The organism is Mycobacterium sp. M26 (genome assembly GCF_001494595.1).
Classification (GTDB): domain Bacteria; phylum Actinomycetota; class Actinomycetes; order Mycobacteriales; family Mycobacteriaceae; genus Mycobacterium.
Genome location: NZ_LN929907.1, coordinates 466340 through 490513 on the forward strand (window position 1 = coordinate 466340; position 24174 = coordinate 490513).

A 24174-nucleotide genomic window follows, 5' to 3' on the forward strand; every position below is an offset into this window, starting at 1 on the left:
GCGCGTTCGGGGCCGTGCTCGGTTCAGTTGCCGTAAAGGCCCAGAGCCCGAGCTGATTCCGTGGCGATCTCACCGCTCAGGGTGACGACCGGTGGTCCGCCGCGCTGGTGGATGACGTTGGACAGCACGATGACGTAGGTGTCGGAGCCGGGGTCGAGCCAGAGCGTGGTGCCGGTGAATCCACCCTGACCGAAGCTCCCGATGGGGAACCGCACACCGCGCGGCTTGGACAGCGCGGTATCGATATCCCAGCCGAGCCCGCGCAGGTTCTGTCCGGGGATCGCCGGATAGCGCGGAGCGAGCAGGGGATCTTGGGTGTTCGGAGCCGCGTCGAGGGCTGCCCGCTCCGCAGCGTTGGCCGCCTCGAGTTGGCCCGCGGTGTGCCCGGGCTGCTGCGGGGTGGTCATCAGCACCGCCATCGGTGCGCTCAGGGGAAACCGGCTCGGCCGGCCGGCCAGACGATCGAGCAGCGCTTGGGCGAACAGGCCGAGATCACGCACCGTCGAGAACACCCCGGCGCTGCCGGCCACGCCGCCCATCCGCCGTGCGGTCGGGTCGTGCACCGTGCCACGCAGCAGACGGTCGAAATCCGGATTGATGCCGGCGGTATCCGCGTCGTGGGCAGTCGGTGCGATACGAGCCAGCAGATCGGTGCTCCAGCTCCCCGACGGGCAGCTGTCAGGCGGTGGCGCACCAGGATCGAAAACGATTGCGGTACCGATGATCCGGTGTCTGCCGCACGCTTTATCGGCGGGCAGATACCGGGTGTCCGTCATCGCGAGCGGCTCGAACACGTGGCGCTGTACATAGACGTCTTCGGGCTCGCCGGTGAGCTTCTCGACTAGCGCGCCCAGGATGATGAAGCCGATGTCGGAGTAGTGGAACACCTCGCCGGGATCGAAAGCCAACGGCGTGGCCAGCGCACGGCGGATGCCCTCGGCCTTGTCGGCGACCGTCAGCCCCCACGGCCCGCCCATGCTGAGATCACCGGCCAGGCCCGAGGTGTGGGTGAGCAACATCCGCAGCGTCACCTGGGCCCGGCGTGGATCGTTCGCCGGGTTGAATTCCGGGAGGTAGGTCTGCACGGTGTCGTCGATGCCGACCCTGCCCTGCTCGCAGAGTTGCAGAACCGCGGTCGCCGTCGCGAGGCTCTTGGTCAACGAGGCGAGGTCGAAGACGGTGTCCTCCGTCATCGCCTCGGCAGGTTGCGTCGAGCCGTCCAGGCCGGGCTCTCCGGGGAGTTTGCGTGAGCCGAACGCCTCCCGGTACACGACGTTGCCGGCATGCCCGACCTGGACCACCGCACCCGGCATCCTGTGGGCGTTGATCGCGTCGGTCACCAGCCGACGCACGGGGGTGAAGTCACCTGCCGGCACCACCGGGATGGGCGGCGGCGCGACCACCGAGCTGGCGGTCGGCCGTGTTGCCTCAGGAGATGGCGGAGACACCCCCCGGCTGCACGCCGACGCAATCGGGACGACCAGCGCGACAGTCACCAGGGCGTAGCCCCGAATGAGGCGCGACCTCAGCGTCATAACACGACGGTAGCCGCGCCGGGTGCGGTCGCTTAGCCCTCGGGGTCGCCCATGTTGACGCTCAGCGGACGGCGGAAGAACCGCGTCAGCCAGAGCAGCACGAGGATCCCGATGCCGAACCAGATCAGCCCGTACCGGGTGGACTCGGCCGAAAGGTACAGCCACAGAACGACAGTGAGCGCCACACCGATCGCCGGCAGGACGATGTTGCGCAGAATCTGCTTGCCGCCGTGGACTTCCCGCCGCCGGTAGGCGAAGTAGACAATCACGGTCAGGTTGACGAAGGTGAACGCGATCAGCGCACCGAAGTTGATCAGCGAGGCCACGAAGTCCAGGTTGAACGAGATCGCCAGCAGCGACACCACACCGACGAAGATGATCGCATAGGCCGGGGTCTGGAAACTCGGGTGCAGGTAGCCGAAGAAACGTCCGACCGGCCCGCGACCGTTGCGGCCCATGACATACAGCAGGCGCGACACCGAGGCGTGCGAGGCCAGGCTGGAGGCCACGGTCGCGGCGAACGCCGCTGAGGTCAGCAGAATCTTGAACAGGTGACCGCCGACGTTGAAGGCAATCTCGGGCAGGGCGCTGTTCTCCAGGGATTCCTCGCTGAAGTTGGAGACGTCGGGGAACAGCGACTGGGTGAAGAAGGCGGAGACGAAGAAGATGGCGCCACCGATCAGCAGGGCCAGCAGGATCGCCTTGGGCACGATCGACGCGTCCTTGGCCTCCTCGGTGTACATGGTGATCGCATCGAAGCCGATGAACGAGAAGGCCACGATGGTCGCACCGGTGATGACCAGGTTCAGGTGAACGCCCTCGTGCCACAACGGTTGAGTGGAGAGCAACGTCCCGTTGCCCATCCCATCGATCAGGGCCTTGGCGGCCAGTACCAGGAACACGCCGATGAGGACGACCTCGAACACCACCAGGATCATGTTGACCCGTGAGGTGTTGGTCATGCTGAACAGGCACATGCCGGTGATGACGGCGACGTAGACCACCACCCAGATCCAGGCGGGCGCCTCGGGGAAGAACGAGTAGAGGTAGCTGCGGATGATGAGCGCGTTGACCAATGGCAGCAGCAGGTAGTCCAGCAGGGCCGCCCAGCCGATCAGGAAGCCGAGGTTCGGACTCATCGTCTCGGAGGTGTAGGTGTACGCCGATCCGGCCGACGGGAAGATCTGCGTCATCCGGCCGTAGCTGATGGCCGTGAACATCATGACCACCAGCGCCAGCAGGTAGGCCGTCGGCACCACGTTGCCCGTCTCGGTCGAGACGATGCCGAACGTGTCGAAGACGACCGTCGGTGTCATGTAGCCCAGACCCAACCCGACAATCGCCCATAACCCGAGAGTGCGGGCCAGCGTGGTGGTGCCCTTCGCTCCGTCGGCAACCTGACTCATGTTCGACCCGCCATCGTCTCGTCGGAATCCGTACGTTGTGGCCTATCACAACAGGGGCGACTACGCCGCGCTTTGGCGGCCACCCGTCACAGAGCAAGAACGTTTGTGCAGTCGCCCACCGGGGCCGATCTTGCGTGTTAGCGTCAGCAAGCATGCGGTATGTCGTCGGTTATGGCCCCCGCCAACGCGGTCTGGACGGGGTCAATCTCGCCGCCACCCTGGCCCGGTCCTCAGGCGCGACGCTGGACTTGGTCTCGGTGTTGCCCAGTGACGCCCCCACGTTCCACCGGTACTCGCCAGATCAGGCGTTCAACGCCGAAGTTGAAGAGCAGGGCCGGGAATGGCTCGAGGACGGGCTGGCCCACGTGCCGGCGGGTGTACAGGCCGAAGGCCATCTACGCCGGGCTGACTCGATCGCCGAGGGTCTGCTCGACGCGGCCACTGACCCCGATCAGGGCGAGGCGGCGCTGATTGTCGTCGGCACCTATCACCGGGTGCGGGGCCGGTTCGGGCTGGGCAGCCTGGCCGATGCGCTGCTGCATGCATCCGAAGTCCCGGTGGCTCTGGCTCCAGCGGAATACGAACCGCAGCAGGGGATCACCCGCATCACGTGTGCGATCGGAATGCGGCCGGGCAATGAGAGCCTGTTCGAGAACGCGGTGCGCCTGGCCGCCGAATGGAAGGTGCCGCTGCGCCTGATGTCGCTGATCGCCGTCGGCGAGGGCGGTAGCGAGGAGCGCCGCGAGGAATGGTCGGCGCTGGCCCGTCAGCACGCGGCGGGACTGGTCGAGAAGGCCACCGAAACGTTGCCCGCCGATGCGGTGACAAGTGTTGTCGGCCATGGGGATTCGCTGGAGGACGCCGTACTCGACCTGGACTTCGAGGACAGTGAGGTCGTTCTGGTGGGATCCAGCCGGCTGGCCCAACCCAAGCGGCTGTTCCTCGGTCACTCGGCCAGCAAGATCATGCGGGCGCTACCGGTGCCGATGATCGTGTGGCCGCGCGGCTGACGGCCTTTCGAAGGCCCATGGTCACCGCACGGACCAGTTGAACATCTGGAAGACGACGGTTCCCACGCAGAGCAGGACCCCCAGGTAGGGGACGAAGACCGGCACGTCGATGAAGCCGCCGTGCTCGCGCTGGCGCCGTTTGATGACGATCAGCGAGGCATTCACCAGCGTGAAGATCGTGAGTACCAGCAGACTCGTGAGTTGGGCCAGTGACACCAGTGGTAGCACGACGGTGCCGATGATCATGGCGGCTACGACGAGGAGTGTGGCCGGTACCGGCGTCTTGAATGTTCCATGAACACGGGCGAATCTGCTGTGAATCCAGCCCTCGTTGGCGAGTCCGTAGAGGATCCGTGAACCCATGATGATCTGAACGATGACGCCGTTGATTGCAGCGATCATGCCGATGGCGCTCAGGAGAATGCCGAAACGTGCTCCGCTTCGCTCGAGCACCAGCGTCAGGGGCGCTTCGCTGCCGGCCAGCTCGGCCGGCGATACGAGTGTCGTCGAGACGAGGACGACCAGCAGATACAGCAGGGTTGAGGCCAGTAGTGCGATGAGGATCGCCACCGGCATTGTCCGGCGCGGATTCTTGACCTCTTCAGCGACGTTGACCATGTCTTCGAAGCCGATGAACGCGTAGAACGCGAGGAAGGCACCGGCAGCAAGACCGCCGAGGCCAACCGCCGGATCGATTGCCAGCAGGCTGCCGGTATCGATGTGGGAGAAGGCGTTTCGGCCGAACCAGATGACCAGGACCAAGCCCAGGATCTCGAGGCCGGTGAGAAAGGCAGCCGCGGTGGCGGATTCACCGATTCCCTTGATCGCGACCGCTCCGATGACGACCAAAAGCCCCACACTGGCGACCGCGGTGGGTACCGATATCAGCGACATCAGATACCCCGCAAAGCCTTGCGCCAGAGCCGCAGCTGAGGCCACTCCGCCACCCACCATCGTCAGACCGACGGCCGTGGACAACCAACGCTTGCCGAAGGCGCGGTGCAGGTAGATCGACACACTGGCACTCACCGGGTAGCGCCCCGCGAGTTCCATGTAGGACAGCGCGGTGACCGCCGCAGTGACCATCGCGATGAGGAAGGCAAGCGTGGTGCTCGACCCTGCGAACCCGGCCACCTTCCCGATCAGGACGTAGATGCCGGCGCCGAGGATGTTGCCGAGTCCGTAGAGGGTGACCAGCGGTAGGCCGAGAGTCCGCCTTAACGGGGAGTTATCGGCCGGGGTTTCGGTCATGGTCGAATCCGGGCCGCGAGTCGCGAAGTGCGGTCAGCTGAAGCGGACGTGCAGTGTCGCCAGCCCGAAGATCTTCTTGCCGTCGGACTTGGCCCCGACGAGCAGCACACCACTGCGGGTCTCCGGGTCCAGTGACTTGATCTTGCCGCTGAACTCGATGTCGGCACCCTCTTTGGCGGACACGATGGCCGGCTGGGACAGCCGCACCGCGTAGCGGGTCACCGCACCCGGATCGCCGGTCCACGACGATGCGAAACCGGCGCCCAGGCCCATGGTCAGCATGCCGTGCGCGATAACGTCGGGCAGGCCCGCGAGCTTCGCGATGTCCTCGTCCCAGTGGATGGGGTTGGCGTCACCGGCCACCCCGGCGTAGTTGACCAGGTCGCCGCGCGACAGGCGGGTGTGGTGTACCAGGAGCTCGTCGCCGACATTCAGCGAATCGAAGGACGGCGTACCGGGGGTGCGGGTCAGGCCGCCCTCGGAGATCCGGATCTCGCCCGCGGGCCGCACTTCCTTCTCATAGGCGCCATCCGACCCCGGGATGTCGAGGATGTTCATGTCGTGCATCATCGCCTTCTGCACGGCCGCCTTGACCCCGGCGTCAATGTCCTCTCCGGTCACGCCGACAACGGTGGTGTGCAGGGTGTGCACCCGCTCGCCGGCCGCATCGGTGAAGGTGTTGGTGACGGTGATGAAATCGCGGCCCGCAGTCCGGCGCACGTCGGTGAGCTCGACGTCGATATGCAGTTCGTCGCCGGCCACGATCGGGCGGTGCTGCTCGAAAACCTCTTCGGTCTGCAGGTAGGTGTCATAACCGACGACGATCTCTTCGAACATCCGCCGGTTGCACTGCATACCCGGGGCCGACGTGAACGTCAGCGGGGCAATCACATCGGAATAGCCCAGCTCAGCGGCCGCGGCCACATCCCAGTGTGCGGGGTTGTAGTCCTGCACGGCGCGGGCGTACTCGCGCAGCTTTTCCCGGCCCACCAGATACGTGCCAGCCATCTGGTAGTAGTGGCCGACTCGGGCTGCGAGTGCCGATGTCTCTGCTGGTGCAGTCATGTATGTGCTCAACTTTCCGATCGGCGTCTTCAGTCATGCCGATCAGAGAACCCTAACGTGCGGCCGTATCCAGCGGACCTGATGCCCTACCAGGGCATCAGGACGCGTCCGAAAACCGCTCCCGCAATGTCCCTTTGACCAGCTTGCCGGTCGGCGTTCGGGGCAGATCGTCGACGAACTCGAACCGGCGGGGCACTTTGTACCCCGCAATCCGGGCACGGAGAAAGGTCGTCAACCGGTCGGCCACCTCGGCTTCTGGTTGACGTCTGTCGTGCAGACGTACGACGGCGGTGACGAGTTCGCCGTACTCGGCGTCCGGAACGCCGATGACCGCCACGTCGAACACGTCCGGGTGCAGTGTGAGCGCGTCTTCGATCTCCTGCGGGTAGATGTTCACACCGCCGGAGATGATGGTGAAAGCCTTGCGGTCCCGAAGGAACAGATAGCCGTCGCTGTCCAGATAACCGATGTCACCACACGTCGACCAGGTGGGGTGTTTGGGATGGCATGCCGCGCGGGTCTTGTCAGGGTCTCCGTGATATTCGAACGGCAACTCGTCGCGCTCGAAGTACACCAAGCCGGTCTCATGGGCGGCCACTTCATTGCCGTCGTCGTCACAGATGTGGATGATGCCGAGTTTGGCGCGCCCCACCGACCCCGGGCGCTCCAACCACTCGGTGGGGCCGATCATGGTCACCCCGTTGGCTTCCGTCGACGAGTAGTACTCGTGGAGTACCGGTCCGAACCATCCCATCATCTGTTTCTTGACCTCGACCGGACATGGCGCCGCGGCGTGGATCACGTGCGTCTGGGAGTCCACCGCGCAGTGCGCCCGGACATCACCCGGCAACCGAAGCAGGCGGACGAAATGCGTTGGCACCCATTGGCTATGGGTAACGCGGTAGTCACCGATCGCCTCCAGCGCAGTCATCGCGTCGAACTTCCGCATCGACAGGACCGTGCCGCCCAGCGACTGCACGATCATCCCGAATCGAAGTGGCGCGGCGTGATACAGCGGGGCGGGGGAGAAGTACACCGTTTCGTTCGACATCGCGTAGGCACTTCCGAACACCGACACGTAAGGATCACCCGGATCGCCCACCTGGCGTTGCGGCAGGACCGGCTTGATGCCCTTGGGACGCCCAGTGGTGCCGGAGCTGTAGAGCATGTCCGCGCCCCGTGGTTGGTCGGCGGGGGGTGTCGGTGATGCCGCAGCCAGGAAAGCTTCGTAGGAACCCAAGCCCGGCGTGCCGCCCCCATAGGCCAACCTGAGTCTGAGCGCGGGTGCGTCTGCGGCCGCTTGAAGCGCCAGGGCGCCGAGGTCCGGAGAGACGATCAGGGCCCGCGCTCCGCAGTCGGTGATGATGTAGCCCGCCTCGGCGGGCGTCAAGTGGAAGTTGACCGGGGTGAGGTAGAGCCCGCTTCGCAGGCAGGCCCAGTACACAACGAACATCTCGACGTCGTTGGTGGACAGCAGCGCGACGACATCGCCTCGCTCGAGTCCGGCATCGCGCAACCCGTTGGCCAACCGGACCGAGCGCTCCTCCAGTTCACGGTAGGTGAGGCAGGTTCGGTCATCGACCATGATCACGGCCGGTTTCTCGGGACTCTCGATGGCGTGGATTGCCGGGTACATTCACTCGTCCTTTACCGGGAATGGCTCTACTCTTGTGTGGTGGATCACAGCGATGCTGACGAGCGGCTGCAGTACCTGCTCGCTGCATTGCGGACGATGGCCGATCCGGACGATCCGAACTGGCTCCCGAGTTCCGCCGACGCCCGTGCGGTCATGGAGGACGGCTGGGCGACGCTGGCCGATGCCCTTTCCGAGAGGCCGGCCGCGGCGGCGATCCTGGCGTCGCTGCACGCCGTGGCGCGCAGCGATGCGGCCCTGGCCCGCTCGCGCGACACCTCTCGGCGCATCGGTGCGGTGCTCGATCAGTTGGAGGCGGCGCCGTGCCAGATTCCCGAGCTGATGGACCTGGCCCCGCAGCTGGTCACCGAGCTCGGATTCGACCGGGCGATCTTCTCCCGAATCGTCGACGGCGTATGGATCTCGCAGTCGGTGTGTGTTCCGGATGACCCGGAGTGGGCCGCCGAGATCAACCGAGTGGGTCAGGAACAACCGCAGCCGCTCGTACCTGGCTTGCACGAGACGGAGATCGTCCGTCGGCGCGAGGCCAGGATGGTGAGCGATGTTCAGCACGACGCGCGCGTGCACCGGCCGATCGCCGATGCTTCGCGGTCGACCTCCTACGTCGCTGCACCGGTCTTGGCGGGCGGCCGGGTCGTCGCACTGTTGCACGGTGATCGTTATCGGCAGGGCCGCGACACCGACGGCAGTGACTGCGATCTGCTGACCTGCTATGCCCGAGGCCTGGCCTTCGCCTTCAGTCGCGCCCGCGCCGTCGAGCAGCTTGATTCGCTGGGCGCTCTCCTGCGATCGGCAGCTGACGACTGCAGCGAGACCACCTCGGCACCACAGGATTTCACGCTCGATCCGGACAGTGACCGCTCTGGTAGCGGGGTCTCGGCGCGGGCCACCCGCGCGGCGGTACGCGGTGTACGAGGCACTCTGACCGCGCGTGAAGCCCAGATCCTCGAACACATGGCAGAGGGCCGCACCAACGCGGCCATCGCCGCCAAGCTGTTCATCTCGGAGGGCACCGTCAAACAGCACGTCAAACGGATTCTGCGCAAGCTCGGTGCCGGAAACCGGGTCGAAGCTGTTTCGCTGCTCTACCAATCCGATCGGGCCTGAAGCTCAATCCACCAGTTCGACCGACACCGACTGGGTCGGGCACTGCGCGACAACGTCCTCGAGTTCGGCGAGTTCGTCGGCGCTCACGTCCTCGCGCAGCAGTCGGGCGCGGCCGTCGTCGCCGACCTCGAACAGGTCCGGCTTGCCGGCCTCGCAGAGCCCGATGCCTGAGCAGCGCTCCAGATCGACGGTGACGCGGCAGCGACTCATCGTGCCGGACCCGGATCGAACGGCATGCTGAGAACGCCGCGGATGAAGTTGGTGCGGACCAGTTCCGGCTCCCCGGTCGTGAAATCGGGCATCTGCGAATGGATTTCTCGGAACACCGACCGCAGCATCACCTTGGCAAGCTGACTGCCGAGGCAGAAGTGGATGCCGCCACCACCGAAGGCCATGTGCGGGTTGGGGCGCCGGTCGAGGTTGAAACGGTTCGGCTCGTCGAAGACGGCCTCGTCCCGATTGCCGGACGCATACATCATCACGACCTTGTCGCCGGGCAGAATCTGCTGGCCGCCGAGTTCGTAGGGGCTGACACAGGTGCGTCGGAAGTTCTGCACGACCGAGCCCCAGCGGAGGAACTCCTCGACCGCCACACCGATGCGCCCATCGAAGTCGTCCCACAGCCACTGCCGCTGATCGGGAAAGTCGTTGAGTGCCTTCGCGGCGAGGCTCGTCGTGTGTCGCGTGGTGTCGTTCGCGGCGACCGAGAACAGCACCATGGTGGCACCGATTTCGAACTCCGACAGGCGTTCTCCATCGACCTCGGCATGCACCAGCGCGCTGAGCAGGTCCTCCTCGGGCTTCTCCCGGCGCAACTCGATGAGCCCTTCGGTCATCTCGTGGATGCGCAGCGCCGCCTCGACCTGGACCTCGGCGGGATCACGGCCGGCGAGCAGCACCGGATCAGCCCAGGCCTGGGTTTCGTCGGCTGCGTGCACCACGTCGGCTCGCATCTCCTCGGGGAAGCCGAACATGTCACCGAACATCTCGGTGGGCAGGTGCCGAGCCAGGTCGGCGACGAAGTCGACCGGTTCGCCGTCGCGGGCCTTGGCCACCGCCGCGGCCACGATACGTTCGGAGCGCGAGGCGATATCGCCTTCGATGCGCCGAACCTGCCGCGGCGTGAACACCGAACTGACCAGGCGGCGCACCTTGTGGTGCTGCGGGTTGTCCATGGCCAGGAACGACATGGCCATCTCCAGGAAAACCGGGGGCAACATGTCGAACATGACGCCGTAGCGGGATACGAAGACGTCGTTGTTCTGGCTGATCTCGACGATGTCGGCGTGCCGTACCACCGCCCAGTAGCCCGGATCGTCGGGATCCGGCGATACCGCGGTCTCGATCGGCGGCTGCCAGCTGACGGGCCGGTCTCGGCGTAGTTCGGCGAAGATCGGCTCGCGTTCCGGAAGGTCGATGGACCAGAACGCGTCGCTACTGACGTTGATCGGGTCGTAGGACCGTGTTGCGGCCACCTCGTTGGTGGGCGGGACATCGACGGAATCGTCGTCGTCCCAATCGAGATCGGCGGAGAACAGTTCGCCTTCGGCTGTCGTCATCGGTTATCTCCAGTGCTAATCGGTATGGCTGAGCAAGATGTCGTAGGGCTTGGCGGCGCGGTCGCCGGACAGGTCCACATGCACGGTTTTGACTTCGGTGTACGCGTCGAGGGCGTCGGGTCCGAGTTCGCGGCCCACACCGCTTTGCTTGTAGCCGCCGAACGGAACCTGACAGTTGATCTGATGGGCGTCGTTGATCCAGACGCTGCCGCACTGGATGCGTTCAGCAAGGTCGAGTGCTCTGGCGTTGTCGGAGCTCCAGATACTGGCTGCCAGTCCGTATTCCGAGTCGTTGGCAATCGCCGCCGCCTCGTCGTCACTGTCGTAGGGGATGACCACCAGCACCGGACCGAACACCTCCTCGCGCGCGATCCGCATGGTGTTGTTCACCCCGGTGAGGATCGTCGGCTGTACCCAGAACCCGGGCTGATCGAGTTTTTGACCGCCGAGTGCCACGTGCGCGCCCTCGCTGACTGCCTCTCGGACGTAGCGCAGGATCCGGGCCTGCTGCTTCCCGTCGATCACGGGTCCCATGTCGGTCTCCCAGTCGCGGGTCGGCCCCAGCTGGATCGTGGCGGCCCGGCTGACCAGCCGATCAACGAACTCGTCATGCAGATGTGCGGGAACCAAAGCGCGCGTGCCGGATTCGCACACCTGCCCGGAGTAGACGAAGCACCCGTACAGCACGCCGTCGGCAGCCATGTCCAGATCGGCGTCATCGAGGACGATCGAGGGGCCCTTCCCACCGAGTTCGAGGGTGACCTGTTTGACGGTGTCAGACGCCAGGCGCATGATTTCGCGGCCCACCGCCGTGGAGCCGGTGAAGGCGATCTTGCCGACATCGGGGTGGCTCGCCAGCCGCGCCCCGGCGTCGGGCCCATTGCCGGGCACTACGTTGAGGACGCCGGGTGGCAGGCCGTTCGCCTCGGCGATGCGGCTGAACTCCAGTATCGAAAGTGGAGTGTGCTCATCGGGTTTGACGACGACGCTGTTTCCGGCGGCAAGAGCTGGACCGACCTTCCACAGGGCCAGCAGCAAGGGGAAGTTCCACGGCGCGATCGCCCCCACCACACCGATCGGCTCGCGGTGCACCACCGCCTGACCGAGTGCGGGGAAGGTGGAGATCGGCGCGGGTCGTTGCCAGCGGTATGTCTCGGCAAGGTCGGCGAAATAGTTGAAGTGCGCCAACGCATAACCGATGTGAAAGCCGGTAGCCTGGCGCACGGTGGCCCCGTTGGCGCTGAGTTCCAGCTCCACCAGATCTTCAGCAACGTCGTTGGCGGCAGCGGCGATCCGCCGCATGATGGCCGCTCGCTCCTGGGGAGTCTTCGAACGCCACACGCCCGCCTCGAAGCTGGCCTTGGCCGCGGCGACGGCGGCATCGATGTGGCTCGAATCGCCCCGGGCGACCGTTGCGATCACGTCACCGGTACCGGGGTCGACGATCGGCATCTTGTCGTCGGAGTCGACGTCGTTGCCGCCGATCCGCATCGAATAGTGCTTCACTTCAACGGTTGTCATCTCAGCTCCCCGGGGTCAGCACGATCTTGGTGGCTTCTCGCTCGGAGAACATGCGATAGGCCTCGGCAGCCTCGGAGAGGCCCATGCGATGCGAGATGATCGAGCTCGGTGTCAGTTTGCGCGCCGCGGTCAACGCCAGCACCTCGTCGATGTACTCGGTGATGTGTGCGACGCCCATCTGGACCGTGACGCCCTTGAGGTACAGCTCGCCGAACGGCATGGTGATGGCGTCCTCGGTGTAGACGCCGGGAATGGACAGCGTTCCGCCCGCTCGTACCAGGGTGATCGCCGACAGCAGAGCCGATTCGTGCCCGACTGCGTCGACCACCACGTCGGCCCCCCGCCAGTCGGTCAGATCCAGCACGGCGTCTGCCGGCGCCGCCTCGTCGGCGTTGACGGCGATCGCGCCGAGATTCTCGGCCTCCTTGAGCCGGGCGGCGACCTTGTCGACGACGATCACCTGGCCTGCACCCAAGGCATGGGCAGCCATCGCCGCGCACAGTCCCACCGGCCCCGCACCGACTACGGCGACGGTGTCACCGGGACGCATGGACCGGGCCACCGCTTCATACCCGGTCGTCATGATGTCGCCGGCGAACAGGACGTCCTCGGCGAACCGGGAATCCTCGGCCGATCCGAGCTCGGGAATCCGGCGGGCATTGAGGTCGGCGTTGGGAACGACGACGTACTCGGCCTGGCCGCCCGCCAGATCTCCGAGCGCCAGACCGAGGCCGAAGATCCGCGACCCAGCGCAGTTCCCCGGTTGGTGGCGACGGCATTGGTAGCAGGACCCGCAGCTGACGACACACGAACTGACCACCCGGTCGCCTTCGGAGAACTGACCTACCGCTTCGCCGACATCCACGACGGTGCCCAGGAATTCGTGGCCGAGGACGATATCCGGTTCGACATCCAGCCGGCCTTCGTACGGGTGCAGGTCGGTTCCGCAGATCGCGGTGCGTTCAACTCTGACCAGGATGTCGGTGGGCTCGGTGATCCGGGGCACCGGGACCTCGGCGACCTCGACGGTATGGGGTGCGCGCAGAACGACCGCCCGCATGGTGTCAGCCATTGATCGCGGCATCCTTCTTGGCCACTCGCTCCCGGTACATCGGGAACATCGGCTTGGTCAGGGGGACGAGCTTGAGGATCTTGTTGACCGGGCCCTTGGCCTTCACCTGACCCTTGGCCAGTCCGATCGCCAGGTTGTAGTCACCGCGCCAGAACTGGTCTCCGGTGTCGCCGCGCATCAGCAGAGTCACGTCCGGCTTGATGTCGGTGGGGCCCGCGATCACCTGGTAATCCGGACGCAGAACGATCGTCATCTCACAGTCGGGATCGGTGTAGATCACCCGCATCACGATGTTGGCGGCCTTGAGTTTCGGCCCGGATTCCGGATGGGCACCGGCGTCGCGGAACACCCCGCCGATGTACTCATCTACTTCTGCTTGGTCGGCGAAGAAACCCATGATTCAGCCCGCTCCTGCTGCTCGATGTGATGGTGCTCACCATGCAAACAGGCCAGCTGAGCGAGGGTCAGAGGCCGATTGGGGAGTGTTCGTATCCCTGAAGGGATACCCCCGCGCAATTACACCATTGATCATTGGTGACATTGACAAATGTCACCAATGGTGGTTGCGTCTGATGGGTGCTGAGTCAGGAGATCCCGGCACGGGGATCGATCCGATCCAGAGTCGCGGCCACCACGAGCATGGTGACCCTGCGACAGATCAGCGCGGTGCTTCCGCCGGAGCAGGCATGGGGGCTCTGGACCTCACGGCAGATCGTCGCCGCGGTGATGGATGGCTTCGGGCCGTCCTTGCGAGACACGACAGTCGACACCGTCGATACGACGTTGCCTGACGGGCGCCGCCTGGTGGGGGAGTGGGTCACCGGCCCCGGCATCTGCCGCCCCGCAGACGCCGCCATCTACTTCGTCCACGGCAGTGGCTATGCCCTGTGCTCGCCGCGGACGCACCGCCGCCTGGTCGCCTGGCTGTCACAGCTGACCGGGGCTCCGGTGTTCAGCGTCGACTACCGGTTGGCTCCCCGGCACCGCTTTCCCGCCGCTGCCGACGACGTGCGTACTGGCTGGGACTGGTTGGTGCAGCAGGGCTACGGACAACGGCAGCTGGCTGTTGCCGGGGATTCCGCCGGTGTCCACCTCGCCGTGGACCTGCTGCTGCAACACGATGTGACGCACCCCGCCGCGCTGGTCGGGTTCTCGCCGCTGTTCGATCTCACGCTATCGCTGGCACGGGACCGGGAGCGTCGCCGCCGCGACCCGGCGATCCGGGCCGCTGACGCCCAACGCCTGCTTGGCCTGTACTGCCGGGGTGTCCATGCCGAGCACCCTCGGCTGCGCCTGGATGTGGCCGGCGGGCGGACGCTCCCACCCACCCTGATCCAGGCCGGCAGCGGAGAAATGCTCGTCGACGACGCCCGTCGGCTGGCCGCCGACATCACGACTGCGGGCGGGGACTGCGAGCTGCAGATCTGGCCCGACCAGGTGCACGTCTTCCAGGCGCTGCCGCGCCTGAGTCCGGAGGCGGCACCGGCCATGCGGCAGGCGGCGTCATTCATCCGAACGGCGCTGGGCCTGAGCACTTCTGACGGACAGGACTGAACGCCATGGGAATCTTCGGTACCAAGCGCAGCCACGGTGCCCGCGCCGTGGTCACCGGCGCAGGGAGCGGTATCGGAGCGGCGTTCGCCGCCGAGCTGCACCGCCGCGGCGGGCAGATCCTGTGCAGCGACATCGACGAGGACGCCGCGCACGCCACCGCCCGAGCGATCACCGAGCTGGGTGGGCGGGCCACCGCGGTGCGCTGCGATGTCTCCGACATCAGTGATGTCGAACGGCTGGCCGAGAATGCGCAGACCTGGTTCGACGGTCCACCCACCCTGGTGATCAACAACGCCGGCGTCGGAGCCGGTGGGCAGCCCATCGGGGAAGTGCCACTGGATGATTGGCACTGGGTGCTCGACGTCAACCTGTGGGGACCGATCCACGGCTGCCACGTCTTCACCCCGCTGCTGCGCGACGCCGGGTACGGCGGCGTCATCAACGTGGCCTCGGCTGCCGCGTTCGGCGCCGCACCCGGAATGGCCGCCTACAACGTCAGCAAGGCAGGGGTCCTCTCGCTGTCGGAGACGCTGGCGGCCGAACTGTCCGGCAGCGGCGTCAATGTCACGGTGCTATGCCCGACGTTCGTCAAAACTAACATCGTCGAATCCGGCCGGATATCAACACAATCCACCCACCTCGCGCAGCGGCTGATGAAGTGGACGGGCTTCTCCCCCCAGCGGGTCGCACGGATGTGTCTGGACACCCACGATCGCGGTGGCCTGTACTGCATGCCCCAGCCAGACGCCCGGATCGGCTGGGGCATCAAACGTTTCACACCCACGGTGTACACCCGCGCCGTCGGGCTGACCACTCGCGTCACCAACTAGGAGGATCAGATGGCGATCGATATGGACCAGATGCTGGCCAAGATCAAGGACCGGCAGTGGGCGCTGGCCGACATCGACTGGGAGGCGCCGGGCGCGGAGCGGATCACCGACGAACAGCGGCCGAAGCTCAAGGCTTTCATGGCCGACCTGTGCTGGATCGAGAACATCGGGGCTCGCGGATTCGCCGCGCTGGCCAAGAAGGCGCCGACACCGACGATCGCTGAGATCTACCGCTACTTCCATGCCGAGGAACAACGGCACGCCAACGCCGAACTCGCGCTGATGAAGCGCTGGGGCATGCTCGACGACGGTGAGATGCCCGAACCGAATGTCAACATCCGGCTGGCCATCGAGTGGCTGGACCGCTACTCCGACGAGATGTCGCTGTCCATCCTGGGCACCGTCATCCCCATGCTCGAGGTCGCCCTCGACGGTGCACTGCTGAAGTTCCTGCTTGAAGAGGTCCACGATCCGGTGTGTCACCAGGTCTTCGAGAAGATCAACAACGACGAATCCCGGCATATCGCGGTCGATTTCGGGGTCCTCGACATGATCGGCCACGCCACCGCACGCAGGCTGGCCGTCGAGTTCGTCGGCAACGTCGCCTCACCGGCGCTGATCATCGGGGCCATCATGTACGTGCCGCTGCTCAACCGGATGCGCAACAACATCGTGGCGATGGGCTTGGAGCCCGAGAAGCTCTACAACGCGATGAAGCGCTTCAAGACTCTTGGTGAGCGCAGCGAAAACACCTGGCGGGTACCGACATACCAGATTCTCAAACTCCACTCGCGCATGGTCGTCAAACCCGACAACCCCTACCACTGGGTGGCCAACCCGATGGTGTGGGTATCCGACCGCTACCCCAAGACCCTGCTGCCACCGATCCCGTCGTGGTTCAAGGAACTCACCCACGAGCCGGCGGCCTGACATGGCGACGACGACTGTGGCCACCAAGGTCTACGACACCCTCATCGTCGGCGCCGGGTTCAGCGGTGTCGGCGCGGCCATCAAGCTCCGCGAGGCCGGCATCGACGACATCGTCATCCTCGAGCGCAGCGACCGGGCCGGCGGAACTTGGCGTGACAACACCTATCCCGGTGCGGCATGCGATATCCCGTCGATCCTCTACTCGTTCTCCTTCGTCACCAACCCGAACTGGTCGCGCGCCTACTCGCCGGCCGACGAGATCTGCCGCCACATCGACGACATGATCGACTCCTTCGAGCTGCGCGAGCAGATCCGGTTCGGCGTCGAGGTCACCGGCCTGTCCTTCGACGAAGATGCCGGGACCTGGACGGTGGCGACCAACTCCCGCAGCACCTTCGAGGCGCGGACCGTCATCCTGGCCTCCGGTCCGCTGTCCGACCACAGCTGGCCCGACATCCGGGGCCTCGACACCTATCAGGGCCACAAGATCCACAGCGCCCGCTGGGACCACGACTACGACTTCGCCGGGAAACGGGTGGCCGTCATCGGAACCGGAGCCAGCGCCGTCCAGATCGTGCCCGAGCTGGTCAAGAAGGCCGAGTTCGTCAAGGTCTTCCAGCGCACCCCGGGGTGGGTGATCCCCCGCCTCGATGTGCCCATGCCTGCCGCGGCACAGACAGTGTTCGCGAAAGTGCCTGCCAGCCAACAGCTGGCACGACAGCTGCTGTTCTGGGGTCACGAGGCCAGCGCCACCGCGATGGTCTGGGACACCCCGCTGACCGGGCTGGTCGCCCGGTTGGGCAAGGCGCACTTGCGCCGGCAGGTCAAGGATCCCTGGCTGCGTCGCCAGCTCACGCCCGATTTCACCCCGGGCTGCAAGCGGCTGCTGGTCTCCAGCGACTACTACCCGGCCCTGCAGAGGGACAACTGCAAGCTCATCGACTGGCCGATCGCCACGCTCAGTCCGGCCGGCATCCGCACCAGCGACGGTATCGAGCACCACCTTGACGCCATCGTCTTCGCCACCGGATACGACGTGCATCTCGGCGGTCCGCCGTACCCGGTGACCGGACTGGGCGGACGTGTGCTGGGCGACGAGTGGCGCCGCGGCGCGCAGGCCTATAAGAGCATCCAGTCCAGCGGCTACCCGAACCTGTTCTTCATGACCGGACCCAACTCCGGTCCAGGGCACAACTCGCTGCTGGTCTATGTGGAAGGCCAACTGCACTACGCCGTCAGTGCGATCACCCGCATCCTGCGCGAGGACCTCCGCTATCTCGACGTGCGGGCCGAGGTGCAGTACCGGCACAACAAGCAGTTGCAGCGGCGGCTGCGCAAGACGACCTGGATGACCGGGTGCACCAGCTGGTATCTGACTGCCGACGGGTTCAACGCCACGATGTATCCCGGGTTTGCCACGCAGTATCTTCGACAGATGCGGGAATTCCAGCAGTCCGACTACGTCGCGGTCGCGCGGACACCCGCGCACGCCGTCGCCTCGTCGGCCTGACATGTCCAAGCCCAAGCAGCCCCGCGCTCAGACCGGTGCGATCTCGGCCATCCTGGCCGGGGTCCGTCGCGCCCCCCGGCAGATCCGGCGCGGTTCCCGCGATGTCATCGAGACCGCGGTCTCTCAGCTGTTCGACGCGGCAGTCCAGCCGCACGGCGAGGTGGCCTCGGGCAAGTACCGGATCGACGAGCTGGCGCGGCTGGCCGGCACCACCACCCGCAACATCCGGGTCTACCGGGATCGCGGCCTGCTGCATCCGCCGTTGCGGGTCGGGCGGATCGCTCTGTTCAACGACACCCACCTCACCCGGCTTCGGCTCATCACCTCGCTGCTCAATCGTGGCTACACCATCGCCCACGTGCACGAGATGCTCTCGGCCTGGCAGCAGGGCAAGAACCTCGGCGACGTCCTGGGGGTGGAGTCGGCGATCGCCGGCAGTTGGGCGGCCGAGAAGCCGGAGCGGATGAGCCTGACCCAGGCGCGCCGACTGGTCGACGACGACGCCGGATTCGACCGCATGGTCGAGTTGGGCCTGATCCGGCTCGACGAGGACGGCACCGACGCCACCGTTGTGCGGCCCAAGCTCCTCGAAGCGTTCAACGAGGTCCGCCAATACGGTGTCGCGACCGACACCCTCATCGACCTCCACGAGCAGATCGCTCCGCTGATCGACCAGATCAGCGCCAAGCTGGTCCGCGCCGGTGTTGACCACCTCGCCAACCGGCTGGCTCCCGGCGCACCGCTGCCGTCCGATCCGGAGATGGCGGAGCTGATCACGATGCTGGTGCGCTTCCGCACCCAGGCGGTGGCGGCGGTGACGGCCACGTTGGCGTTCTCCATCGAGTCCGCCGTGGAGGCCGAGATCGCGACGATCCTGGCCGCGGCCATCGAGAACACCGCCGACGAGTCGGGCGACGCCGGCTAGCCCGTGACGTCGCGGCCGATCAGTTGCCGCGCGATGATCCACTGCTGAAGTTCGTTGGCCCCTTCGAAGATCTCCAGGATCTTGGCGTCCCGGTACATCTCCTCGAGGCGAACCGATTCGCCGGTCTCACCGACCTGCTGGGCGAAACCGAGCGCACCGTGAATCTGAATAGCCTCGCGGACAAGGTCATTGGCGAGCCGGGTGCCGTATGCCTTGGCCATGGCTGCTTCGGGCTCGGCGGCGCGATCACCACGGTCGATCAGGGTGGCCGCCTTCTGATAGAGCGTGCGTGCGCATTCGATCTCGGTAGCGCGCTGCGCCATGACGAACTGCCAGTGCTGCATCGCACCGAGTGGGCCGCCGAACACCTGTCGGGTGCGCAGGCGGTGGACCGCGAGATCCAGCGCTGCCTGTGCCACGCCCACCCCCGCCGCACCAGGGCGGACAGCGCCACACCCATCCCGCCGCCCACGGTGCCCAGCAGGTTGATCCTGGGCACGTGCACGTCGGAGAAGACGATGTCGGCGGTGATCTGGCCGCGGTGGCCCATCTTGATGTCGGGTGTGCCGATCCGGACGCCCGGTGAGGACAGATCCACTAGCAGCATCGAGGCCCGGTTGCTGTCGGCGCCTGCCCGCACGAGCACCGAAACCCAGCCCGCGACAACACTATTGGTGATCCATCGCTTGCAGCCGTTGAGGATGAACCCATCGGCGGTCTCTTCGGCCACCGTCCGAAGGCGCTCGGGAGTGAGGTCGGAGCTGGACTCCGGTTCAGTGGTGGCGAATGAGAACGCCACCCGGCCGCTCACCAGTTCCGGGATCAGTCGCGCGCGCAGCTCCTCGCTGGCGAACTGCAGGGTCTGCGGCACCAGGAGGCACTGACCGTCGTAGACACCGGCCATCGATGACGAGTGGTAGGCGATCTCCTCGGCCACCGTGCAGGTGCCCAGCATCGGGTGTTCCAGACCGCGCCCGTAGTCGGCCCCGAACGGCACTGCGAACATGCCCTCGTCGGCCAATCCGCGGAACGCAGCCCACGGAAAGCTGTCGACGGACTCGCGGGCCTGCCCGATCTCCCGGGCGTGCGGCGCGACCGCTTTCTCCACGGCGGCTCTGGCCTCGGATCGCAGCGCCACGATCTCGTCGGGAAGCCACACGTCATGGGTCATTTGATCCTGGGTGCGGGGCACCGCGAATATCGCCTTCATGACCGTAGAATAACAGTCAATACTGACTGTTATTGGTGATCGGAGAGCAAGGCCGCTCTGGCCGCATTGCGCCACAGTCCCAGGTGCGGGTCGGTGCGGGGATCCCGGGCGTCCAGCGCATAGGTCAACGCCACCCCGCGCATGCTGCTGAACAACAGTTCGCGAAGGTCGTCGAAGGCCGGATGGCTGCTGTGGACGGGGCCGAACATCGTCGCGATCACATGTTCGATGGCGCGGCCGAGGCGCCGTTCGCTGTCGGCCAAGACCTCCCGAAGCCCGGCATCGGTGCGCGCGGCCATCCACAGCTCCATGGCGGCCCAGAAGTAGGGCTGTCGAAATGTGCTCCAGAGCAGTTCAACCGCGTAATCGATGCGGGCGGCGCCGCTGGCTGCCTCGGTGGGCACATGATCGAAGGACCGCTCCATCTCTTCGATCCGAACGTGGGCCAGATGTTGCGCGGCGGCGACCAGCAAGGCCTCGCGCGACGGGAAGTAGTGCAACAGCCGGCCGCGGGACACCCCGGCCAGTTCCTGCACCGTCACCGTGGTCGCACCGCCGTAGCCGTGCGCAACCAGGGCCTGGACCGCGGCCTCCAGAATGATGGCTCTGCTGTCCGCGCGCCGCACCCCGTGCGTTCGATGCCCCGCCACCTCGCTCATGACGGGAAGCCTACAGATTCAGTCAGAATTGACTGCCTATCGAGGTTCGTCGCCAGTAGCCGCCGTGGCCCCTGTGGCTGATGTGTCCCATGGTGTTCAGTGTCAGCCCGGCCCGCGCAGGCGAATTGGCGCATATTGACGTACCCCGTTACTTTCCATGGCGTGGTGTCCTCAGCTGCCGGTGCAGTCGCGCGATGGATCGTCCCCCTCATCACGGTCATGGCCGTGGCCCTCACCGCCCTGGTCTCCGGGCCGCCGCACGTCGGCGACCGGCCGTGGGCGCTGCTGGCCGACGAGGCCAATCCGCTGGCCGGCCTGCCGCTGTACGTCAACCCCAACTCGGCGGCCATGCGAGCCTCCGCCGCCGACCCGTCGAGCCCGGAGTTGGCCTACATCGCCAACACCCCGCAGGCCTACTGGATGGACCAGCTGTCCACCCCGTCCGTCGACGCCAAATACATCAGCACCGCGCAGGCCGCCGGCACCATGCCGCTGCTGGCCCTCTACGGCATCCCGCATCGCGACTGCGGCAACTTCGCCGCGGGCGGGTTCGGTTCGGGGGACGCCTACCGGGGCTGGATCAACAGCGTGGCCGCCGCCATCGGCTCCGGCCCCGCCGCGATCATCCTCGAACCCGACGCGCTGGCCATGGCCGACTGCTTGTCCGGCAGCGCGCGTCAGGAGCGTTTCGACCTGATCCGCTATGCGGTCGACACGTTGACCGCCAACCCGGCCACCGCCGTTTACGTCGACGGCGGTCACTCCCGCTGGGTCAGTGCCGACGTGATGGCTGACCGGCTGAACCAGGTCGGGGTCGGCAAGGCCCGCGGCTTCAGCCTCAACACCGCCAACTTCTTCACCACCGACGAGGAGATCGGCTACGGCGAGGCCATCTCGGGCCAGACCGGCGGAGCCCACTACGTCATCGACACCTCGCGCAACGGCGCCGGCCCGGTCGAGAGCGACTCGATGTACTGGTGCAACCCGACCGGCCGTGCGCTCGGCGTCCGACCCACCACCGACACCGGCAACGGCCACATCGACGCGTTCCTGTGGGTCAAGCGCCCCGGCGAGTCCGACGGCTCCTGCGGCCGCGGTGAACCGGGCGCCGGCCGGTTCATCAACCAGTACGCCATCAACCTCGCCCGCAACGCGGGGATCTAGTCTCCCGAGCCGCTGATTCAGCGATCCTGTCGCTGTCGTGCGGGTTACTCGCGATCTCACTCGATAACGACAGCCTGGGCGACGTTCGTCGCAGCGGTCTAGCGCGCCAGAACCGTCGCCAAAAGCGCGGGTTCGATGTTGCCGCCGGACAGCACCACCACGGTGGGCCCGGGCGGCAGGACGGCGTTGCGGTAGGCCGCGAGAGCCACCGCACCGCTGGGCTCGGCCACCAGGTGCACCCGTTGGGCCAGTTCGGCCACCGCGTCGAGGATCTGGTCCTCGGTCACGGTGAGCACATCGTCGAGCACCCGCTGCAGATGCGCGAAGGTCAGCTCGGAGGGCTGCGAGCGCAACCCGTCGGCGATGGTCCGGTTGCGCCTTTCGATGGACCAGTCCACCCGATGTCCGAGTCGCAGACCTTCCGCGGCGTCGGCCGCGAGCTCCGGCTCGACGCCGAACACGGTGGCAGCCGGGCACAGCGCCTTGATCGCCGTCCCGACCCCGGAGGCCAGCCCGCCGCCGCTGACCGGTACCAGCACATTCGCCACATCCGGAAGGTCCTCGGCAATCTCCAATCCGACCGTGCCCTGCCCGGCAATCACATCCGGGTGGTCGAACGGCGGGATCAGCACCCCGCCGGTCGTCGCCACCAGTTCCTCGGCCACCGCCTCGCGTCGGCCCGGGCCGCACAGCACCACCTCGGCGCCCAGCCGGCGGGTCGCCTCCACCTTGATGGCCGGGGTCTCCTCGGGCATCACGATGTGGGCGCTGATCCCCGTGAGCGACGACGCGTACGCCACGGCCTGGGCGTGATTGCCGCTCGAATAGCTCACCACACCCCGGGATTTCGCCTCGTCGTCGAGACGGCCGATGGCGTTGAACGCACCGCGGACCTTGAACGCCCCGATCGCCTGCAGGCTCTCCGGCTTGATCCACAGCGGGCGTTCGGGGTCACCCCACAGCGTGGGCAGTAGCGGTGTGCGCACCACCGACCCACGGATTCGCTCGGCGGCCGCCCGGATGTCGTCGACGTCGACTAGTTGCATCCTTTGAGTCTGGCAGAGGACGAGTGACGCTCTCGGTGAGCGGGAGTGACCTGTTGTCGTGGTCGCGCGCCGACGAGCATGACCCGCATGAGCCCAGCGCTGCGGATCGCCGTCATCGCCACCGGAACAGTCGGTAAGCATGTCGCCGAAACGGTTCTCGAGCGCGACGGGCTGGAACTGGTGTCGGTGTGGGTGCACAGCGCCGACAAGGCCGACCGCGACGTCGCCGAACTGCTCGGCGGAACCGCCACCGGCGTACGCACCACGCGTGAGCTCGACGACGTGATCGCGCAGAAACCGGACTGCGCGGTATATACCGCCTCCGGCCCCGAACTCGACGCGGTCAACATTCCGATGTACTGCCGACTGCTGCGGGCCGGGGTCAACGTCGTCACGGTCAGCACACCCGGCCTGGTGTACCCGCGATCGTTCAATTCCGATCTGACGGCGCAACTGGACGAGGCGGCCGCCCACGGCGGGGCTTCGCTGTACGCCTCCGGTGTGGAACCGGGGTTCGCCGGTGACCAGTTGGCCGCTCTGCTGACCACGATGTCGCGGACCATCACCTCGGTGCGTACTCAGGAGATCTTCTGCTACGACACCTATCCCGACGAATTCATGATGCGGGATGTCTTCGGCTTCGGCCATCCGCTCGACTACACCCCGATGATGCAGTATCCCGGTGTGCAGCAACATGCTTGGGGACCGCCGGTGCAGTACGTGGCCGCAGCCCTCGGTGTCGAACTGGGCGAGATCCGTGAAACCTACGAACGCCAAATCACACCAAGGGATCTCACCGTGGCCTGCGGGGTGATCAAGGCCGGAACGTGCGGTGCGGTGCGTATGGAGTCGATCGGCGTGGTCGACGGCCGCGACGCGATCATCATCGAGCACGTCAATCGGATGGCACTCGACCTCGCCCCCGACTGGCCCACCGCGGTGCGAGACGGCACCTACCGGGTCAGCATCGAGGGATCCCCGAATGTCCAGTGCGAATTGACCATTGGGCGCGACGGCAGCGCGGGTGACGAAGGGATGGTGGCCACCGCGATGCGCTGCCTGAACGCCGTACCCTACGTGGTGGCGGCCCCGCCTGGCCTGGTCTCGTCGCTGGACCTGCCGCTGACCACGCCTCGGGGTGCGCTGCGTCCGGCTACCGGCTAGCC

Annotated in this window: 22 protein-coding genes and 1 pseudogene; 9 read left to right on the forward strand and 14 right to left on the reverse strand. The window is 66.3% G+C overall.

Annotated features, from left to right (window positions below):
• Nucleotides 1–23: 23 nt before the first annotated feature.
• Entirely contained in the window at nt 24–1535 is a 1512-nt protein-coding gene (locus BN3385_RS02295) for a serine hydrolase domain-containing protein (RefSeq protein WP_082690242.1), read from the reverse strand.
• 32 nt (nt 1536–1567) lie between these two features.
• Entirely contained in the window at nt 1568–2941 is a 1374-nt protein-coding gene (locus tag BN3385_RS02300) for an APC family permease (protein ID WP_059014678.1), read from the reverse strand.
• Nucleotides 2942–3093: 152 nt separating this feature from the next.
• On the opposite strand from BN3385_RS02300, the gene BN3385_RS02305 reads away from it, so the two are divergent.
• Nucleotides 3094–3951 carry a universal stress protein gene (locus BN3385_RS02305; protein WP_059014680.1) on the forward strand — a complete coding sequence of 286 codons (858 nt, stop codon included), beginning with the start codon at nt 3094–3096 and terminating at the stop codon, nt 3949–3951.
• A gap of 21 nt (nt 3952–3972) precedes the next feature.
• On the opposite strand, the gene BN3385_RS02310 is transcribed toward BN3385_RS02305, so the two are convergent.
• From BN3385_RS02310 to BN3385_RS02320, 3 genes are all read right to left on the reverse strand, one after another.
• Nucleotides 3973–5202: an APC family permease gene (locus BN3385_RS02310; RefSeq protein WP_059014682.1), complete on the reverse strand. Its 1230-nt coding sequence runs from the start codon at nt 5200–5202 to the stop codon at nt 3973–3975.
• A 33-nt stretch (nt 5203–5235) separates the two neighbouring features.
• Nucleotides 5236–6267, reverse strand: a complete 1032-nt coding sequence (locus tag BN3385_RS02315) for a fused (3R)-hydroxyacyl-ACP dehydratase subunits HadA/HadB (protein ID WP_059014684.1) — start codon at nt 6265–6267, stop codon at nt 5236–5238.
• A gap of 97 nt (nt 6268–6364) precedes the next feature.
• Nucleotides 6365–7903 (reverse strand): acyl-CoA synthetase, encoded by a 1539-nt coding sequence (locus BN3385_RS02320; protein WP_059014686.1) that lies wholly within the window; start codon nt 7901–7903, stop codon nt 6365–6367.
• Between the two features lie 39 nt (nt 7904–7942).
• Here BN3385_RS02320 and BN3385_RS02325 point away from each other — a divergent pair, with 39 nt between their 5' ends.
• A complete protein-coding gene (locus BN3385_RS02325) occupies nt 7943–9028 on the forward strand; it encodes a LuxR C-terminal-related transcriptional regulator (RefSeq protein ID WP_059014687.1) in 1086 nt (361 codons plus the stop codon).
• Between the two features lie 3 nt (nt 9029–9031).
• Here BN3385_RS02325 and BN3385_RS02330 read toward each other — a convergent pair whose 3' ends face one another.
• The 5 genes from BN3385_RS02330 to BN3385_RS02350 are packed head-to-tail and all read right to left on the reverse strand — an operon-like array spanning nt 9032 to nt 13577.
• Complete coding sequence (locus tag BN3385_RS02330) at nt 9032–9238, reverse strand: ferredoxin (protein WP_059014689.1); 207 nt, start codon at nt 9236–9238, stop codon at nt 9032–9034.
• Complete coding sequence (locus BN3385_RS02335) at nt 9235–10587, reverse strand: cytochrome P450 (RefSeq protein WP_059014691.1); 1353 nt, start codon at nt 10585–10587, stop codon at nt 9235–9237. Before BN3385_RS02335 ends, BN3385_RS02330 begins: the two co-directional genes overlap by 4 nt.
• 15 nt (nt 10588–10602) lie before the next feature.
• Nucleotides 10603–12108, reverse strand: a complete 1506-nt coding sequence (locus BN3385_RS02340; protein WP_059014693.1) for an aldehyde dehydrogenase family protein — start codon at nt 12106–12108, stop codon at nt 10603–10605.
• Nucleotide 12109: 1 nt separating this feature from the next.
• Nucleotides 12110–13180: an alcohol dehydrogenase catalytic domain-containing protein gene (locus BN3385_RS02345; RefSeq protein ID WP_059014695.1), complete on the reverse strand. Its 1071-nt coding sequence runs from the start codon at nt 13178–13180 to the stop codon at nt 12110–12112.
• Nucleotides 13173–13577, reverse strand: coding sequence for a hypothetical protein (locus tag BN3385_RS02350; protein WP_059014698.1), 405 nt, complete (start codon nt 13575–13577; stop codon nt 13173–13175). Before BN3385_RS02350 ends, BN3385_RS02345 begins: the two co-directional genes overlap by 8 nt.
• 242 nt (nt 13578–13819) lie before the next feature.
• Between BN3385_RS02350 and BN3385_RS02355 the strand changes: the two genes are divergently transcribed.
• Genes BN3385_RS02355 through BN3385_RS02375 form a run of 5 tightly spaced genes read left to right on the forward strand, consistent with a single transcriptional unit; the run spans nt 13820 to nt 18929 of the window.
• The gene (locus tag BN3385_RS02355; RefSeq protein ID WP_502688050.1) at nt 13820–14734 is read left to right on the forward strand and encodes an alpha/beta hydrolase; all 915 of its coding nucleotides are present in this window, start codon (nt 13820–13822) and stop codon (nt 14732–14734) included.
• Between the two features lie 5 nt (nt 14735–14739).
• Entirely contained in the window at nt 14740–15564 is an 825-nt protein-coding gene (locus BN3385_RS02360; protein ID WP_059014700.1) for an SDR family NAD(P)-dependent oxidoreductase, read from the forward strand.
• A gap of 9 nt (nt 15565–15573) precedes the next feature.
• A complete protein-coding gene (locus BN3385_RS02365) occupies nt 15574–16494 on the forward strand; it encodes a hypothetical protein (RefSeq protein ID WP_059014702.1) in 921 nt (306 codons plus the stop codon).
• A gap of 1 nt (nt 16495) precedes the next feature.
• The gene (locus BN3385_RS02370; protein ID WP_059014703.1) at nt 16496–18004 is read left to right on the forward strand and encodes a flavin-containing monooxygenase; all 1509 of its coding nucleotides are present in this window, start codon (nt 16496–16498) and stop codon (nt 18002–18004) included.
• Nucleotide 18005: 1 nt separating this feature from the next.
• Nucleotides 18006–18929 (forward strand): MerR family transcriptional regulator, encoded by a 924-nt coding sequence (locus BN3385_RS02375; RefSeq protein ID WP_082690243.1) that lies wholly within the window; start codon nt 18006–18008, stop codon nt 18927–18929.
• Here the strand turns inward: BN3385_RS02375 and BN3385_RS29290 are convergent.
• The 3 genes and pseudogenes from BN3385_RS29290 to BN3385_RS02385 form a co-directional block, all read right to left on the reverse strand.
• Entirely contained in the window at nt 18926–19354 is a 429-nt protein-coding gene (locus tag BN3385_RS29290; RefSeq protein ID WP_353612211.1) for an acyl-CoA dehydrogenase family protein, read from the reverse strand. The genes BN3385_RS02375 and BN3385_RS29290 overlap by 4 nt on opposite strands.
• 137 nt (nt 19355–19491) lie before the next feature.
• Nucleotides 19492–20139: pseudogene (locus tag BN3385_RS29295) on the reverse strand (acyl-CoA dehydrogenase family protein); the annotation flags it as partial.
• Nucleotides 20140–20168: 29 nt separating this feature from the next.
• Nucleotides 20169–20798 carry a TetR/AcrR family transcriptional regulator gene (locus BN3385_RS02385; RefSeq protein WP_059014705.1) on the reverse strand — a complete coding sequence of 210 codons (630 nt, stop codon included), beginning with the start codon at nt 20796–20798 and terminating at the stop codon, nt 20169–20171.
• Between the two features lie 165 nt (nt 20799–20963).
• Here BN3385_RS02385 and BN3385_RS02390 point away from each other — a divergent pair, with 165 nt between their 5' ends.
• A complete protein-coding gene (locus BN3385_RS02390) occupies nt 20964–21962 on the forward strand; it encodes a glycoside hydrolase family 6 protein (RefSeq protein ID WP_059016292.1) in 999 nt (332 codons plus the stop codon).
• 98 nt (nt 21963–22060) lie between these two features.
• Here the strand turns inward: BN3385_RS02390 and BN3385_RS02395 are convergent, their stop codons facing one another.
• Nucleotides 22061–23008: a threonine ammonia-lyase gene (locus BN3385_RS02395; protein WP_059014708.1), complete on the reverse strand. Its 948-nt coding sequence runs from the start codon at nt 23006–23008 to the stop codon at nt 22061–22063.
• Between the two features lie 87 nt (nt 23009–23095).
• Between BN3385_RS02395 and BN3385_RS02400 the strand changes: the two genes are divergently transcribed.
• Entirely contained in the window at nt 23096–24172 is a 1077-nt protein-coding gene (locus BN3385_RS02400; RefSeq protein ID WP_502688033.1) for an NAD(P)H-dependent amine dehydrogenase family protein, read from the forward strand.
• Nucleotides 24173–24174: the final 2 nt, after the last annotated feature.